The sequence below is a fragment of the Aureivirga marina genome (genome assembly GCF_015767265.1).
In the GTDB taxonomy this organism is placed as follows: domain Bacteria; phylum Bacteroidota; class Bacteroidia; order Flavobacteriales; family Flavobacteriaceae; genus Aureivirga; species Aureivirga marina.
The window spans coordinates 200,661-214,722 of the sequence record NZ_JADPIB010000002.1; the positions used below are offsets into that span (position 1 = coordinate 200,661).

General features: G+C 29.0%; 18 protein-coding genes. 13 read left to right on the top strand and 5 right to left on the bottom strand.

Going from position 1 to position 14,062, the window contains the following annotated elements; all coding sequences use genetic code 11:
- Positions 1-52: 52 nt before the first annotated feature.
- On the bottom strand, positions 53-1,075 hold the full coding sequence (locus I1A51_RS04990) for an RluA family pseudouridine synthase (protein ID WP_196891683.1): 1,023 nt from the start codon (positions 1,073-1,075) through the stop codon (positions 53-55).
- A gap of 5 nt (positions 1,076-1,080) precedes the next feature.
- A complete protein-coding gene (locus I1A51_RS04995; protein ID WP_196891685.1) occupies positions 1,081-1,701 on the bottom strand; it encodes a PASTA domain-containing protein in 621 nt (206 codons plus the stop codon).
- Positions 1,702-1,775: 74 nt separating this feature from the next.
- Between I1A51_RS04995 and I1A51_RS05000 the strand changes: the two genes are divergently transcribed.
- The 3 genes from I1A51_RS05000 to yaaA all read left to right on the top strand — a co-directional run bounded on the left by I1A51_RS05000 (position 1,776) and on the right by yaaA (position 4,066).
- Positions 1,776-2,768 carry a D-alanine--D-alanine ligase gene (locus I1A51_RS05000; RefSeq protein ID WP_196891687.1) on the top strand — a complete coding sequence of 331 codons (993 nt, stop codon included), beginning with the start codon at positions 1,776-1,778 and terminating at the stop codon, positions 2,766-2,768.
- Positions 2,765-3,241 carry a pantetheine-phosphate adenylyltransferase gene (coaD, locus tag I1A51_RS05005; protein WP_196891688.1) on the top strand — a complete coding sequence of 159 codons (477 nt, stop codon included), beginning with the start codon at positions 2,765-2,767 and terminating at the stop codon, positions 3,239-3,241. Before I1A51_RS05000 ends, coaD begins: the two co-directional genes overlap by 4 nt.
- 66 nt (positions 3,242-3,307) lie before the next feature.
- Positions 3,308-4,066: a peroxide stress protein YaaA gene (yaaA, locus tag I1A51_RS05010; RefSeq protein WP_196891690.1), complete on the top strand. Its 759-nt coding sequence runs from the start codon at positions 3,308-3,310 to the stop codon at positions 4,064-4,066.
- A 2-nt stretch (positions 4,067-4,068) separates the two neighbouring features.
- Here the strand turns inward: yaaA and I1A51_RS05015 are convergent, their stop codons facing one another.
- Positions 4,069-4,809 (bottom strand): biotin--[acetyl-CoA-carboxylase] ligase, encoded by a 741-nt coding sequence (locus I1A51_RS05015; RefSeq protein ID WP_196891692.1) that lies wholly within the window; start codon positions 4,807-4,809, stop codon positions 4,069-4,071.
- Between the two features lie 90 nt (positions 4,810-4,899).
- Between I1A51_RS05015 and rsfS the strand changes: the two genes are divergently transcribed.
- The 8 genes from rsfS to I1A51_RS05055 all read left to right on the top strand — a co-directional run bounded on the left by rsfS (position 4,900) and on the right by I1A51_RS05055 (position 11,029).
- Positions 4,900-5,271 carry a ribosome silencing factor gene (gene rsfS, locus I1A51_RS05020; RefSeq protein WP_196891698.1) on the top strand — a complete coding sequence of 124 codons (372 nt, stop codon included), beginning with the start codon at positions 4,900-4,902 and terminating at the stop codon, positions 5,269-5,271.
- Between the two features lie 40 nt (positions 5,272-5,311).
- Complete coding sequence (gene ftsH, locus I1A51_RS05025; RefSeq protein ID WP_196891704.1) at positions 5,312-7,318, top strand: ATP-dependent zinc metalloprotease FtsH; 2,007 nt, start codon at positions 5,312-5,314, stop codon at positions 7,316-7,318.
- Between the two features lie 47 nt (positions 7,319-7,365).
- Complete coding sequence (locus I1A51_RS05030; RefSeq protein WP_196891706.1) at positions 7,366-7,950, top strand: LUD domain-containing protein; 585 nt, start codon at positions 7,366-7,368, stop codon at positions 7,948-7,950.
- Positions 7,951-7,962: 12 nt separating this feature from the next.
- Positions 7,963-8,751, top strand: coding sequence for a phosphatidate cytidylyltransferase (locus tag I1A51_RS05035; RefSeq protein WP_231373979.1), 789 nt, complete (start codon positions 7,963-7,965; stop codon positions 8,749-8,751).
- 3 nt (positions 8,752-8,754) lie between these two features.
- Positions 8,755-9,339, top strand: coding sequence for a phosphatidylserine decarboxylase (locus I1A51_RS05040; protein WP_196891709.1), 585 nt, complete (start codon positions 8,755-8,757; stop codon positions 9,337-9,339).
- Positions 9,340-9,362: 23 nt separating this feature from the next.
- A complete protein-coding gene (locus tag I1A51_RS05045) occupies positions 9,363-9,629 on the top strand; it encodes an acyl-CoA-binding protein (RefSeq protein ID WP_196891711.1) in 267 nt (88 codons plus the stop codon).
- Between the two features lie 12 nt (positions 9,630-9,641).
- A complete protein-coding gene (locus I1A51_RS05050; protein ID WP_196891713.1) occupies positions 9,642-10,304 on the top strand; it encodes a hypothetical protein in 663 nt (220 codons plus the stop codon).
- A 95-nt stretch (positions 10,305-10,399) separates the two neighbouring features.
- Entirely contained in the window at positions 10,400-11,029 is a 630-nt protein-coding gene (locus I1A51_RS05055) for a YceI family protein (protein WP_196891715.1), read from the top strand.
- Positions 11,030-11,065: 36 nt separating this feature from the next.
- On the opposite strand, the gene I1A51_RS05060 is transcribed toward I1A51_RS05055, so the two are convergent.
- Entirely contained in the window at positions 11,066-11,443 is a 378-nt protein-coding gene (locus I1A51_RS05060) for a hypothetical protein (RefSeq protein WP_196891717.1), read from the bottom strand.
- 285 nt (positions 11,444-11,728) lie between these two features.
- Between I1A51_RS05060 and I1A51_RS05065 the strand changes: the two genes are divergently transcribed.
- Positions 11,729-12,136 (top strand): acyl-CoA thioesterase, encoded by a 408-nt coding sequence (locus I1A51_RS05065; RefSeq protein ID WP_196891719.1) that lies wholly within the window; start codon positions 11,729-11,731, stop codon positions 12,134-12,136.
- A 140-nt stretch (positions 12,137-12,276) separates the two neighbouring features.
- On the top strand, positions 12,277-13,119 hold the full coding sequence (locus I1A51_RS05070) for a DUF2911 domain-containing protein (RefSeq protein ID WP_196891721.1): 843 nt from the start codon (positions 12,277-12,279) through the stop codon (positions 13,117-13,119).
- Between the two features lie 80 nt (positions 13,120-13,199).
- Here I1A51_RS05070 and I1A51_RS05075 read toward each other — a convergent pair whose 3' ends face one another.
- Complete coding sequence (locus I1A51_RS05075; protein WP_196891723.1) at positions 13,200-13,994, bottom strand: alpha/beta hydrolase; 795 nt, start codon at positions 13,992-13,994, stop codon at positions 13,200-13,202.
- Between the last annotated feature and the right edge of the window lie 68 nt (positions 13,995-14,062).

The following is a 14,062-nucleotide window of genomic DNA, read 5'->3' on the forward strand; positions in this document are numbered from 1 at the left end:
AATTCAATTAATTGAATTAACTCTTTTTTATTTTATGATTATTACAATTAATTTAATCTCTTTGATTAACTGTATAAGTTCTCCATTTTTCTAAACAAGCTTGGATATCTTCTGGAATTTCAGAATTAAATTGCATTTTTTCTCCAGTTTCTGGATGAATAAATCCTAAAGTTTTTGCATGAAGTGCTTGTCTTGGTAAAATTTTAAAACAATTTTCTACAAATTGCTTATATTTTGTAAAAGTTGTTCCTTTTAAAATTGCATCTCCTCCATATCTTTCATCATTAAAAAGTGTATGTCCAATATATTTAAAATGCGCTCTAATTTGGTGTGTTCTTCCTGTTTCTAAACGACATTCTACTAAAGTTACATATGTCAATCTTTCAATAACTTTATAATGCGTAATGGCAGGTTTACCAAATTCTCCATCAGGAAAAACAGACATTTGAAGTCTATTTTTTAAACTTCTTCCAATATGTCCTTCAATAGTCCCTGAATCTTCCTCAATATTACCCCAAACTAAAGCATAATAAACTCTTTCTGTAGTTTTATCAAAGAATTGCTTTGCCAAATGTGCCATTGCAAATTCGGTCTTTGCAACAACTAATAATCCACTTGTATCCTTATCAATTCTATGAACTAAACCTGGACGTTCATTGCTATTTGTAGGTAAATTTTCAATATGATGAATTAATCCATTCACTAAAGTTCCGCTATAATTTCCATGACCTGGATGCACAACCATTCCCGCTGGTTTGTTTACAACTAAAAGACTATCATCTTCATAAACAATATTAACAGGAATATCTTCAGCAACTAATAAATTCTCATGTGGCGGATGCGATAAAACCACGCGAACCACATCATGAGGTTTTACTTTATAATTTGATTTTACAGGAACATCATTCACTAAAACATTTCCAGCTTTTGCAGCTTGTTGAATTTTATTTCTCGTTGCATTTTCAATAAAATTCATTAAATATTTATCTACACGCAAAGGATCTTGCCCTTCTGCGGCTTCAAACCTATAATGTTCGTATAATTCGTCGTTATCTATTTCTTCTATTTTACTCATCTAAATTATTGTTCATTTTGAACTTCTTCAGTTTCTGTATCTGAAGTTTCATTGTCTTTTTTAGCTCTCTGATTGGCTAAACCATTTCCTAATTTTAATTCAATTGTAGAATATTTTGGAATTAAATCTCCTTCTTCAATTGGTTTTCCTTCATAAAAAGCTCCTCTTACAACATCTTTTGCAATGTCATTTACATAAACTGGCTTATCTCCTATTTTTATTCCAACTGCATTCAAAATCGCTAATGCATTTCGTTTTGAAATACTTGTAATTTTAGGCAATTTCACACTTCGGTAACCTGATGGATTTACAGTAAGATAAATTTGTCTATTTTCTTTTACATTATCATATGCTTCAGGAGATTGTTCAATAACGGAATATGGTGGAAATTTTGGATTATAATTCGCTGTATCACGAATTACATATCTTAAATTTTTATCTGCCAATAGTTTTTCAGCTTCTTCTAATGATTTTTTCTCAAGATTTGGTACTTGAATTTTTTGATCATGATTTGTAGTGATATTCAACCACTTTAACATAATAAAAATCAACAAAATAATACCTACAATTGCAATTGCTAGGTGTTTAAAAAAAGTTTTCGATTTTAAAAAATTTACTAAACTCATATAATTTTTATTTTCAGCAAAGATATAAAACGTATTTTTATGCTTTGAATTATTTTAAAAAATTCTGAAATACAATGCAAAAGGACAAAAAAATCAATGTTGCAATCATTATGGGAGGCTATTCTTCTGAATATCAAATATCTCTAAAAAGTGGCGATGTTGTTTCTAAAAATTTAAATAAAGAAAAATTTAACATTTATAAAGTTCATATATTAAAAGAAAAATGGGTCGCTGTTGTAGATGATGTTGAATTTCCGATTAATAAAGATGATTTTTCTTTTGAATTAAATGGTGAAAAAATCAATTTTAATGTCGTTTTCAATGCAATTCATGGAACACCAGGAGAAGATGGAAAAATTTTAGCTTATTTAGAACTTTTAAATATTCCACATACTTCTGCTCCATTTTATCAAATGGCATTAACTTTTAATAAAAGAGATACGCTTTCAGTTGTAAAAGCACATGGAATTAAAACTGCAAATTCTTATTATGTTTATGAAAATGATTCTTACTCTATAGATGAAATTATCGAAAAAGTTGATTTGCCTTGTTTTGTAAAACCAAATAGAGCTGGATCCAGTTTTGGAATTTCTAAAGTAACGAAAAAAGAAGAAATGCAAAATGCTTTAAATATTGCTTTTAAAGAAGATAATGAAGTAATTGTTGAAGCATTTTTAGACGGAATTGAAGTTTCAGTTGGTGTTATCGAATATGAAGGAAAAGTAAAAGTTCTTCCTTTTACAGAAATTGTTTCAGAAAATGATTTCTTTGATTATGAAGCTAAATATCTTGGAAAATCTCAAGAAATTACACCAGCTAGAATTTCAAAAGAAGTAGAAGATGAAACTGCTGAAATAGCAAAAAAAGCATATCAAATTTTAAACATGAAAGGTTTTTCACGTTCTGAATTTATTTTAGTGAATGAAGAACCATTTTTCTTAGAAATGAATACTGTTCCAGGTCTTACAGCGGAAAGTATTTTACCACAGCAAGCAAATCATGCAGGAATTTCTTTAGAAGATTTATTTGGAAATGCAATTGAAATGAACTTAAACCCTAAAAAATGAGAAAGGCAATTTTCCCTGGATCTTTTGATCCAATCACTGTTGGACATGTAGATGTAATCAAAAGAGCTGTTCCACTTTTTGATGAAATTATCATAGCAATTGGAACAAATTCTACAAAAAAATATATGTTTTCTTTAGAAGAACGAAAAATGTTCATCGAAGAAGCCTTTAAAGAATTTCCCTCAGTTAGCGTAAAAACTTACGAAGGCCTAACTATTGATTTTTGCAAAGAAGAAAATGCCGGCTTTTTATTAAGAGGTTTAAGAAATCCCGCAGATTTTGAATTTGAAAAAGGAATTGCACAAACAAATCGAAAATTATCGGGGATAGAAACCGTATTTTTACTAACAAGTGCAGAAACTTCATTTATCAGTTCAAGTATCGTTCGTGACTTGATTAAAAATGGTGGAAATGTAGAATTATTTACACCTGAAATCATTACAAAAACATTAAAAGCAAAGAAAAATATTTAACATTTTTTAGAATTTTAAGCCAAAGTATTTTTCTTATCTTTTAAGGATAACTAAAAGAATGTAACCATGAAAATCGTAATATCTCCAGCCAAGTCATTAGATTTCGAAACGGAAACTCCCTCAGATTTCTTTTCGGATCCAATTTTTATACAAAAATCTGAAAGGATACAAAATACTTTAAAACAAAAAAGTCCTAAAGAACTTTCAGAATTAATGAATATTTCTGATAAGCTTGCCGATTTAAACTGGCAAAGAAATCAGGATTGGTCTTATCCTTTTACACTTGAAAATTCGCGTCAAGCTTTATATGCTTTCAAAGGTGATGTGTATCAAGGATTAGATGCATATTCTATTGCAACAACTAAAATTCCGATGCTTCAAGATAAAGTTCGAATTCTTTCTGGATTATACGGAATTTTAAAACCATTTGATTTAATCCAACCTTATCGTTTGGAAATGGGAACAAAACTAGAAGTTGGTTCTCATAAAAATCTTTACGATTTCTGGGGAAATTACATCACAGAGGCTTTAAATCATGAATTAAATGATGGTGATGTTTTAATCAATTTGGCAAGCAATGAATATTTTAAAGCAATTAAACCAAAAGAATTAAAAGTTGACATCATTACTCCTGTTTTTAAAGATTATAAAAACGGAAAACTAAAAGTAATTAGTTTTAATGCTAAAAAAGCAAGAGGAATGATGGTTCGATATATCATTGAAAATCATGTAGAACAACCTTGTGATATTAAAAACTTTAACGAAGGAGGTTATGCATATGATGAAAACTTATCTTCAGATAAAGAATTTGTTTTCACAAAATAATATTAGACAAATTGTGCGAATTTGATTTGCTTTAATTCAAATTCGTACACTTTTTCGTCTTCTTTCTCTATTTGCAAAATTCCATCCTCCGTAATTCCTACAATTTTTCCCATAAAATAAGTTTCATCAGAATAAAACATCGAAGGTTTTCCTAGGTGATATAGAGATTTTAAATAATCTTTTGTGATTTTTTCATCTTTTCCTTGGTAAATCTGATGTATTCTTTTTTCAATATTTAGAAGAATTTTTTCCAACAAAATATCTTTATCTAATTTTTCTTTTTTTAATAAAATACTTAGAGAAGAAGCATGTTTTAAGTCAGGATTAAATACTTTTTGATTGACATTTAAACCAATTCCAATTATACTGGCGTGGATTTTTCCTTGACGAAAAATATTTTCGATTAAAATCCCAGCAATTTTTTTCTTTTGTGACAAAATGTCGTTTGGCCATTTTATCTTATTTTTTAATTTACAATGTTGTGAAATTGTGTCAGATACTGCCAACGCAATTGCTTTACTAATTAAAAAAGGATGCTTTATAATTTCATTAGAAAAATCCACATAAACACTAAAGGTCAAGTTTTTACCTTCTTCAACAGACCAAGTAGTTCCCATCTGCCCTTTTCCAGCATATTGATGTTCTGCAACAACGGTTGTAAAATTTTTCAAATTATCCGACTGACACAAATTTTTAAGAAAAATGTTAGTAGAATCAATGGCATTAAGTTTGATTATATTCATAACTTTACATTCAGAAAAACTAAGTTATTAACTTAGGGTGAAATACTCATAAAAAAACAATAACTTTGCAAAAAAACTAAATAATTTTTAATGGTTAAAGATAATATTAGTACGGACGAACTTATTGCTGTGATTTTAAAAGGAATCGAAGAGGTTAAAGGAGAAGATATTCAGCTATTAGATTTACGAGATATTGAAAATACAGTTTGCGACTACTTTATCATTTGTAGTGGTACTTCAAATACGCATGTGAATGCAATCTCAGGTTCAATCCAAAAAATAGTAAGTAAACAATTAAAAGATAAACCTTGGCATGTGGAAGGAGAACAAAATGCCGAGTGGATTCTTATGGACTATGTAAATCTTGTAGTTCATGTTTTCCAGAAACAAACAAGAGAATTCTATGATTTAGAGAATTTATGGGGCGATGCAAAAATCACAAATATTCCGACAAATTACTAGAATTTAATTATTTTTAAGTAACACAATGAAATTTGTATAAATGAACCAAGATAACAATCAAAAAAAAGATAACAGCCCATTTAACAACAAAGGGAAAGGTGGTGGTTCAAAATTCAATTATTTTTGGATTTACGGAATACTTTTCGCTTTGATAATTGGGTATCAATTATTCAATGGTGGTGGAGCTTACACTGCTAAAGAATTAACTTACAATGAGTTTTCTGAAATTTTGGAAGACAATGATATCAAGCAAATCTTGATTATCAACAAGCACGAAGCTGAAATTTTCCTTAAAGAAGATGCTCTTAAAAAAGAGAAACATCAAAAAGTAAAAAGCAATAGTCTTTTTGGAAAAAATGCTCCAGTTTACACATATAACATTGGAGATTTACAAAACTTCGAAAAGCAATTAGCTCAAGAAAAAATGGATCATAACTTAACTTTCGATGTTAAGAATGAGCCTAGAACAAATATTTTTGATACACTTTTAACACTTTTACCTTTTATTTTCATTATCGGTTTATGGATTTTCTTCATGAGAAGAATGTCTGGTGGTGGAGCTGGTGGTCCTGGAGGGCAGATTTTCAATATTGGAAAATCTAAAGCAAAACTTTTCGACAATGATCAAAAAGTAAAAGTAAACTTTAAAGATGTTGCTGGATTAGAAGGAGCAAAAGAGGAAGTAACTGAAATTGTTGACTTCTTAAAAAATCCTAAAAAATATACTTCTCTAGGAGGAAAAATTCCAAAAGGAGCCTTATTAGTAGGACCTCCTGGAACTGGTAAAACTTTATTAGCAAAAGCTGTTGCTGGTGAAGCGGGTGTACCTTTCTTCTCTTTATCTGGATCTGATTTCGTTGAAATGTTTGTAGGGGTTGGAGCTTCTCGTGTTAGAGATTTATTTAAACAAGCACAACAAAAATCGCCTTCAATTATTTTCATCGATGAGATTGATGCCATAGGTAGAGCTAGAGGAAAAAACAATTTTACTGGAGGAAATGACGAAAGAGAAAATACATTAAACCAGTTACTAACGGAAATGGACGGTTTTGGAACAGATACAAATGTAATTGTAATTGCTGCAACAAACCGTGCAGATGTATTAGATAAAGCCTTAATGAGAGCTGGACGTTTCGATCGTCAAATCTATGTAGATTTACCAGATTTAAATGAACGTAAACAAATTTTCAAAGTACATATCAAGCCATTAAAAATGGATGCAGATGTGGATATTGATTTCTTATCACAACAAACTCCTGGATTCTCAGGAGCAGATATTGCAAACTTATGTAATGAAGCTGCTTTAATTGCTGCGAGAAATGGTAAGAAAGCAGTTCACCATCAAGATTTCATGAATGCGGTTGATAGAATTATTGGAGGTCTTGAAAAGAAAAATAAAATTATTACTCCTTTAGAAAAAAGAACAATTGCTTTCCATGAAGCTGGGCACGCAACTGCAAGTTGGTTATTAAAACATGCTGCACCTTTAGTGAAAGTTACAATTGTTCCAAGAGGACAATCTTTAGGAGCTGCATGGTATTTACCAGAAGAAAGAATGATTGTAAAAACAGAGCAAATGCTTGATGAAATGTGTGCTGCATTAGCTGGTAGAGCTGCTGAAAAAATCATTTTTGATGAGATTTCAACAGGTGCTTTAAGTGATTTAGAAAAAGTTACAAAGCAAGCAAAATCTATGGTAAGTATTTATGGATTAAATGATACTATTGGAAATATCACTTATTATGATTCATCTGGTCAAAGTGAATTTTCAAAACCATATAGTGAAAAAACAGCACAAAAAATCGATGAAGAAATTTCTAAAATTGTAGAATCTCAATACCAAAGAGCAATTCAAATCTTAACTGATAATAAAGATAAATTAACTGCTCTTGCTGAGAAGCTTCTTGAGAAAGAAGTAATCTACAAAGACGATTTAGTTCATATTTTTGGAAAGCGTCCTTTCGAGGATAAAGCGGAAGAAATCATTGAAAGTTCTTCTTCAGAAATAGATAACGAATCTAAATCTAAAGAAGAGAAATCGGAATAATCTGAATGTTTTTTAGTATTTTTGAATAAATTCAAGCACTTAATCACATGAATTTTTTTAAAAAGTTGTTTAAAACAAAAGAATCATCATCTGAAGATAATATTTCTGAAGAACCAAAAGAAAAATTATCTTTGGATGATTTTTTTGTTCATAATTTTATTGAAAAAGGTGGAAAGTTTATATACTGTACACACTTAAATGAGGTAAGAGAAAATTTAAAAAATATCTTGGAAGAGAATAATTGGGAAACGATTACTTGTATGAATCATCATTTAGCTCAATATATTCCTTCTTTGGAAATTCAATACGATTATCGTGAGGATTCTCCAATTTTTACCGCTTGCGAACAATTAATTGCACATGATGGAAGTATTTTACTTTCTTCAAATCAATTAAAAGATAATAAGATTGATAAGTTACCTAAAAACTTTATCATCTATGCGACAACAAGTCAAATTGTACAAAACAGTGGTGAAAGTTTAACAAGTATAAAAAATAAATATAAAAACAATATCCCTTCAAATATCAGTGCAATTAAAAGTTATAAATTACACGATGATACGGAGGATGATTTAACAAGAAATAATAACAATGCCAAAAATCTTTATCTGTTATTATTTGAAGACCTTTAACATATGAATAACATGATCATTCGAGCTATTTCAGGGCTCGTTTTTGTAGTTCTTTTAATCTCACTAATATTAATTAACCAATATACATTTTTCGCATTAACCATCGTGTTAATGTTATTTTGTCTGTATGAATTTAAAAAATTAATTCATCTAAAAAGTAAATGGATTTTTGTTTCAGGAATAGCTTTTTTGTTCGGAACAGCATCCATTTTTAATTTTCCAAAAGAAACAACCATCTTTAGAGCAATTTTCCTTCTTTCTATTTTTATTCCTTTGATTCAACATTTATATGCAGAAAAAAATATCCAAGAAAGTTTAGGAAAATATTTTTTAGCAATTGTTTATATCGTAATTCCTTTTAGTTGTTTGTATTTAATTCCTTTTAATGGAAATAGTTCAGGATTTGTCCCTCAAATTGTTTTAGGAATTTTTATCTTAATCTGGTCTAATGATACTTTTGCTTATTTAGTAGGAAGAACTTTTGGGAAGAATAAATTATTTGAAAGAGTTTCACCTAAAAAAACAATTGAAGGTTTTATAGGTGGATTTGTATTTACAATTATTGCTGGTATAATTTTAGCTTATTTCTACCAAGAACTTTCAACAATTCATTGGATTGTTATCGCAGTTATTACAAGTTTTACTGGTGTTATTGGTGATTTAATCGAATCGAAATTCAAAAGAGAAGCTAATATCAAAGATAGTAGCAACTTTATTCCAGGTCATGGAGGATTTTTAGATCGATTAGATAGTATCATTTTTACAGCTCCATTTATATTTATTTATTTACAACTTTTTTAAATTATGTTTCATCGAGAAGGAATAAAATCTATCGTTATTGCCATATTTACTGTGGGAATTGCAATTTTGATTATCGACAAATTTGTGATGCATTTTTGGTATAACAAAGTGCTAGCTTTAGCTCTTTTAATCGGTTTTGTTGGAGTTTTATATTATTATAAAATCCCAAAAAGAAGATTCCATAGAGATACACACAATTTTCTTGCTCCTTTTGATGGAAAAATTACTGCAATAGATAAAGAAAATTCATCACCTTATTTTAAGGATAAAAAAATAAAAATTACTGTAACAAGAAATATTTTTGATTATAGAATGTTTCTATATCCTGTTTCAGGAAAAATTGAAAAAAAAGAAAAAGCAACGAATGAAAAAGTCCTAACAATTAACGATTTATATTTTATTTTTGATAAAACAGAAGATATCGTATTGTACAATGAATCTGGTGATAATGTAGAGCAAGGAGAAGATGCTGGCTTTTTGAAAAAATGTAGAAAAATTGATGTTTATCTACCTATTGATTCAAAAATTAATGTAAATTTAAACAGCAAAATTAAAGGAGGTCAAGACTCTATCGCTTCATTATCATAAAAAAACAAAATCACTTTGAAATTATGAAAGATTTAGACAAAAAATTCAATGAAGCTTATAAAATCGCTAGTAATACAAACAAAAAATTGCCAGCTGATGTTATGTTAGAGTTTTATGCATATTATAAACAAGCTACAGAAGGAGACGCAGATAATGAAGATGATGCCTTAAATAAAGGTGTAAGAAATGCTTTTAAATTTAATGCTTGGCTTCAGTTAAAAACCTTGACAAAGGAAGAAGCTAAATTAGGATACATCAACTTAGTTGAGAAATATATATCTAAACTTTAAATTTAAATTACAATGAAAAAAAAATTACTATTCTCTATTATTTTTCTATTACCTCTTCTATTAATTACTCTCTCTTGTGCTGAAGAAACAAACCAAGAAACAAAAACAAGTCAACGTAACTTTAATTCTGCTTTAGTAAAGCCAAAAATTAAAAAAATTACTTGGACTTCTTTTAAAACAACAGACAAAATCCCACTATCAGGAACATTTACGAAAAGCTGTATTTACAATCCAGCGAATGCTACAGATTTGTTTTCTGCTGTAAATGGATCTCACTTTATAGTTACTGTAAATAGTATTTTTAGTGACCATGAACTTCGTGATTTTAGAATTGAAAATTACTTTTTTAAAATCATGAAAAATACTGAAGTTTTAAGTGGAGATATTTATTTAGAAGATGCGTCTAAGGGTTACATCGATCTAAAAATGAATGGAATTACAAAAGTTTTACCATTTACTTATACAATTCAAAATTCTACTTTAAGATTGCGTGCTGTAATGGACATTACAGTGTGGGAAGCAGAAGATGCAATGGATTATTTCTTAGATAAAACTTACAGCGAACATAAAGGTGAAGATGGTGTAAGTACAATTGATAATGAAGTTGAAGTTGATGTGGAAATCACCGTTGAACCAGATAATGGTCAAAATGCAGAAGAATGTGGAGATCAATAGTTTTAAACATTTTTTCTGTGTAAATTTGTAAAACTTTGATTAGATCAATAATTTAACAGTAGATAATTAACAAACAAATACTTTAAACAGTTAGCATGAAAACAAAACTATTACTTGCATGTATTGTAGCTTCAGGTATTGCTTTTACTTCTTGTAAAAATGAAGTGACAAAGAAAGCTAAAGAAGAAAAAGTTGAAGAAAAAGCTACTCCAGAGGTAAAGTTAAATCCAGCTTTAACAAAACTTACTTGGACTGCTTATAAAACAACTGAAAAACTTCCTGTATCTGGAACATTTCAAGAAATTGAAATTTCAAATAAAAATAAAGCTATAAACGTACGTGAAGCTTTAAATGGAGCTCATTTCAGTATTCCTATTTCAAGTATCTATAGTAAAGACAGCATTCGTGATGGAAAACTTCAAACTTTTTTCTTCAATGTAATGAAAGATACAGAATTATTAAGTGGAGATATTACTGTTGAAAATGATTCTTTAGGTTTTGTAAATTTAAAGATGAACGGAATGACAGAGAAACTTCCTTTCTCTTATAAAGCTCAAAACGATACAGATATTGAATTAAATGCTACTTTAGATTTAAATAAATGGCATGCTCAAGCAGCTGTAGAAGCTTTAAATAAAGCTTGTTTTGATTTACATAAAGGAGCTGATGGTGTTAGTAAAACATGGTCAGAAGTTGCAATTAAAGTTTCAACAACTACAAAATAAATCACATAAAAAAGAGGCTTTAATTAGCCTCTTTTTTTATTGTTTCTTCAAGATAAAAATATCTGTGTGTTCCCCTTTTTCTTCCGTGAAATTTTCTGGATGCTTATCGTGATTAAAGAAAAATTCTAACTTTATCTCTGAATCAGAAGTAAATTCAACCAAACCATACACTTTCATTTCTGTCCCATCTACAGTTGTTACCAAATCAATCCATTTCGGATTTTTATCATTATCAACTGTATATGTAAACTCTGGAAAATCTGGTAATATTTTTACCTTATTGTCTTGAGTGAATTCATACTCTGTCGGTAGTCCATTTTTATCTTTTCCAGCCCATTTTCCCACAATTTTAGATTGTGAAAACGCTGAAATCCCCGTTAAAATAAATAGAATTACAAAAATTTTTTTCATCATGCGTTAGTCTTTTTAGGGTATCAAAAATATTTAAATACGCATGAATAAAACATGATAATTATCAAGTCTAAATGTATTACTATTGACTATATTAACAGTTACTTTATCAATTAGTAATGTCTTGATTTTAAAATATATCTATTTAATAATTATTTCTATCTTACTTTAAATTATTTTCATTTTATCTTCTTCATTTTTATGAAATAATTTTATCACTTTTAAAAAATTTAATTATTTAATTTTTATCTAAATTAATGTATACATTTGCTTCCCAATCTAAGAAATATGCAGGAAGAAAGGTTTAAAATGGAAATTGTTGTTCGAAATTCAGATTTGGACGATTTAAATCATGTAAACAATGTTCGATACGTTAAATGGATGGAAGATGTTGCAAAAGCACATTGGTTTCATCTGTTAGAAAAAAACAATCTAGAAAATAAATATATTTGGGTAGTTGCAAATCATTTTGTCGAATACAAACGTCCTGCTCTTCTCGATTATAAACTTAGTCTAGAAACTTATCTAACTGGTTTTGAAGAAAATCATTGTTATCGTATGATTGAAATTAAAAATGCAGAAACAGGAAAAATCATGATTCAATCAAAATCAAAATGGTGTTATATCGATTCTAAAACTAACAGACCCGCTCCTATTCCTGATGAAATTTTAGATTTAGTCGGAATTTTAGTTTAATATTTTTTTAAAAGAAAAATCAATTCTCGAATTAAGTAAAAAGAGAATTAAAAACTTAAAGATATGTTAAAAATCATTTTCTTAAATTTAAATATTTAGCAAAAAAAATATATTTGTTTGAAATTTTTAAAATACATATCATGTTAAGAAAAATAGCTACTGTTTTTTTATTCGCTGCAGCCTTAACAACTGCGGAAGCTCAGATCACAACTCCTCAACCGAGTCCAAAAAGTTCTTTTGAACAAATTGTAGGAATTTCTGAAATCACAGTTGATTACTCTAGGCCAGCAACAAGAGGGCGTCAAATTTTTGGGAACTTAGTTCCTTATGGAAAAATTTGGAGAACTGGAGCAAACTCAAGTACTAAAGTAACTTTTAACTCAGATGTTTCTATCGAAGGAGAAAAGATTTCTAAAGGTGCTTATGAACTATATACAATCCCAAATAAATCTGATTGGGAAATTATTTTTTATGAAAATTCGGATAGCTGGGGAGTTCCAAGAAAATGGGATGATAACAAAGTTGCAATTCGTTTCCGTGTTCCTACAATGAAAGTTGCGAATACAGAATCATTTACAATTGATGTTTCAGATATCAACATGGGTGGTGCTACAATGAGCATCTACTGGGCAACTACTAAAGTTAGTTTCAAAGTTACTGTTCCTACAAACGAATTAGTTACACAATCAATCAATCAAGTAATGGAAGGTCCTAGTGCTGCAGATTATGCAAGTGCTGCAAGATTCTATTTTGATTCTGGAAAAGATACGAAAAAAGCATTAGGATGGATGAATAAAGCTATCGAATTAGGTGGTGAAAAATTCTGGTTATTACGTCAAAAATCTTTAATGGAAGCTAAATTAGGTGATTATAAAGAAGCAATTAATACTGCAAAAAGATCTTTAAAATTAGCGAAAGAAGCAGGAAATGATGATTATGTAAAAATGAACGAAGACTCAATTAAAGAGTGGAAAAGAATGTAATTCTTAATTCCGTACATTGTATATATTAATTTTAAAAAAACCTATAGATTTTTTCCGATTTCTATAGGTTTTTTGTTTTGTTATTGCTTAATACTTTTCAAAAAGTTCTTTACTGCATCCCAATATTCTTGATGATCTGGTTGTTTTTCCCATAAAGCTTTAGAACCGTGAACTCCTTCTCCTTTTGGTAAAAATGCTACTTTGTCTTTAGAAGGAATTACTTCATAAATTTTCTTCCAACTTTTTTCTTCGTTTTTAGCAGAAGTAATAAATACAGGAACTGTCACTTTTGAAGCATAATCTGAAATTGTTTTTCCATCATAAGTAAAATATTCTCCTGGAGAAAATGCTAAAATTGCATCTACATTTTTATTTTCAGCTCCTAAAATAAATGTCAAAGAAGCAGAATACGAACTTCCCCAAATAATTAATTCTTTTGGACTAAATTCTTTTTCTACATAATCAATTGCAGCCTGTGCATCTTGTAAAGCATCTGGATATTTTGTTGGTTTTCCAGCTTTTTCCGCTGCTAAATGTGTTTCATTAATTACATTATTCACTTCTTTTCCTGAACGTTGATCAATCGCTAAACAATTATACCCTAAAGCATTTAATTTTGGCGCAATTTCCAAATATTCACCTCTACTATATCCTGCTTGATGAAACAATAAAATAAATGGATTATCCTTATTATTTGTCATATAAAGGTTTCCCTTAATTTCAATTCCATCTTTAGAAGGAAATTTAATTGTTTGTGGATTTTCAATCTTTTTTTCTTCTTTTGAAGCTTCTTTCTTTTCTTCGATTTTTGGTTCAGTTTTCTCTGAATTAGTATTACAACTTATCATCACAAGTGCAAATACTAAAAAAATCATTCGGTTTAGATACGACATTTCTTTATGTTTTAGTTTCTATAAATTTAAACATATTTAGTCTTAAAAAA

Coding starts and splice junctions, on each gene's coding strand:
- I1A51_RS05000 (WP_196891687.1), top strand. CDS start 1,776: ATGCAAAAGGACAAAAAAATCAATGTTGCAATCATTATGGGAGGCTAT.
- I1A51_RS05015 (WP_196891692.1), bottom strand. CDS start 4,809: ATGAATATAATCAAACTTAATGCCATTGATTCTACTAACATTTTTCTT.
- I1A51_RS05035 (WP_231373979.1), top strand. CDS start 7,963: ATGATCATTCGAGCTATTTCAGGGCTCGTTTTTGTAGTTCTTTTAATC.
- I1A51_RS05060 (WP_196891717.1), bottom strand. CDS start 11,443: ATGATGAAAAAAATTTTTGTAATTCTATTTATTTTAACGGGGATTTCA.
- I1A51_RS04995 (WP_196891685.1), bottom strand. CDS start 1,701: ATGAGTTTAGTAAATTTTTTAAAATCGAAAACTTTTTTTAAACACCTA.
- coaD (WP_196891688.1), top strand. CDS start 2,765: ATGAGAAAGGCAATTTTCCCTGGATCTTTTGATCCAATCACTGTTGGA.
- I1A51_RS05045 (WP_196891711.1), top strand. CDS start 9,363: ATGAAAGATTTAGACAAAAAATTCAATGAAGCTTATAAAATCGCTAGT.
- I1A51_RS04990 (WP_196891683.1), bottom strand. CDS start 1,075: ATGAGTAAAATAGAAGAAATAGATAACGACGAATTATACGAACATTAT.
- I1A51_RS05050 (WP_196891713.1), top strand. CDS start 9,642: ATGAAAAAAAAATTACTATTCTCTATTATTTTTCTATTACCTCTTCTA.
- I1A51_RS05055 (WP_196891715.1), top strand. CDS start 10,400: ATGAAAACAAAACTATTACTTGCATGTATTGTAGCTTCAGGTATTGCT.
- yaaA (WP_196891690.1), top strand. CDS start 3,308: ATGAAAATCGTAATATCTCCAGCCAAGTCATTAGATTTCGAAACGGAA.
- I1A51_RS05030 (WP_196891706.1), top strand. CDS start 7,366: ATGAATTTTTTTAAAAAGTTGTTTAAAACAAAAGAATCATCATCTGAA.
- ftsH (WP_196891704.1), top strand. CDS start 5,312: ATGAACCAAGATAACAATCAAAAAAAAGATAACAGCCCATTTAACAAC.
- I1A51_RS05040 (WP_196891709.1), top strand. CDS start 8,755: ATGTTTCATCGAGAAGGAATAAAATCTATCGTTATTGCCATATTTACT.
- I1A51_RS05065 (WP_196891719.1), top strand. CDS start 11,729: ATGCAGGAAGAAAGGTTTAAAATGGAAATTGTTGTTCGAAATTCAGAT.
- rsfS (WP_196891698.1), top strand. CDS start 4,900: ATGGTTAAAGATAATATTAGTACGGACGAACTTATTGCTGTGATTTTA.
- I1A51_RS05075 (WP_196891723.1), bottom strand. CDS start 13,994: ATGATTTTTTTAGTATTTGCACTTGTGATGATAAGTTGTAATACTAAT.
- I1A51_RS05070 (WP_196891721.1), top strand. CDS start 12,277: ATGTTAAGAAAAATAGCTACTGTTTTTTTATTCGCTGCAGCCTTAACA.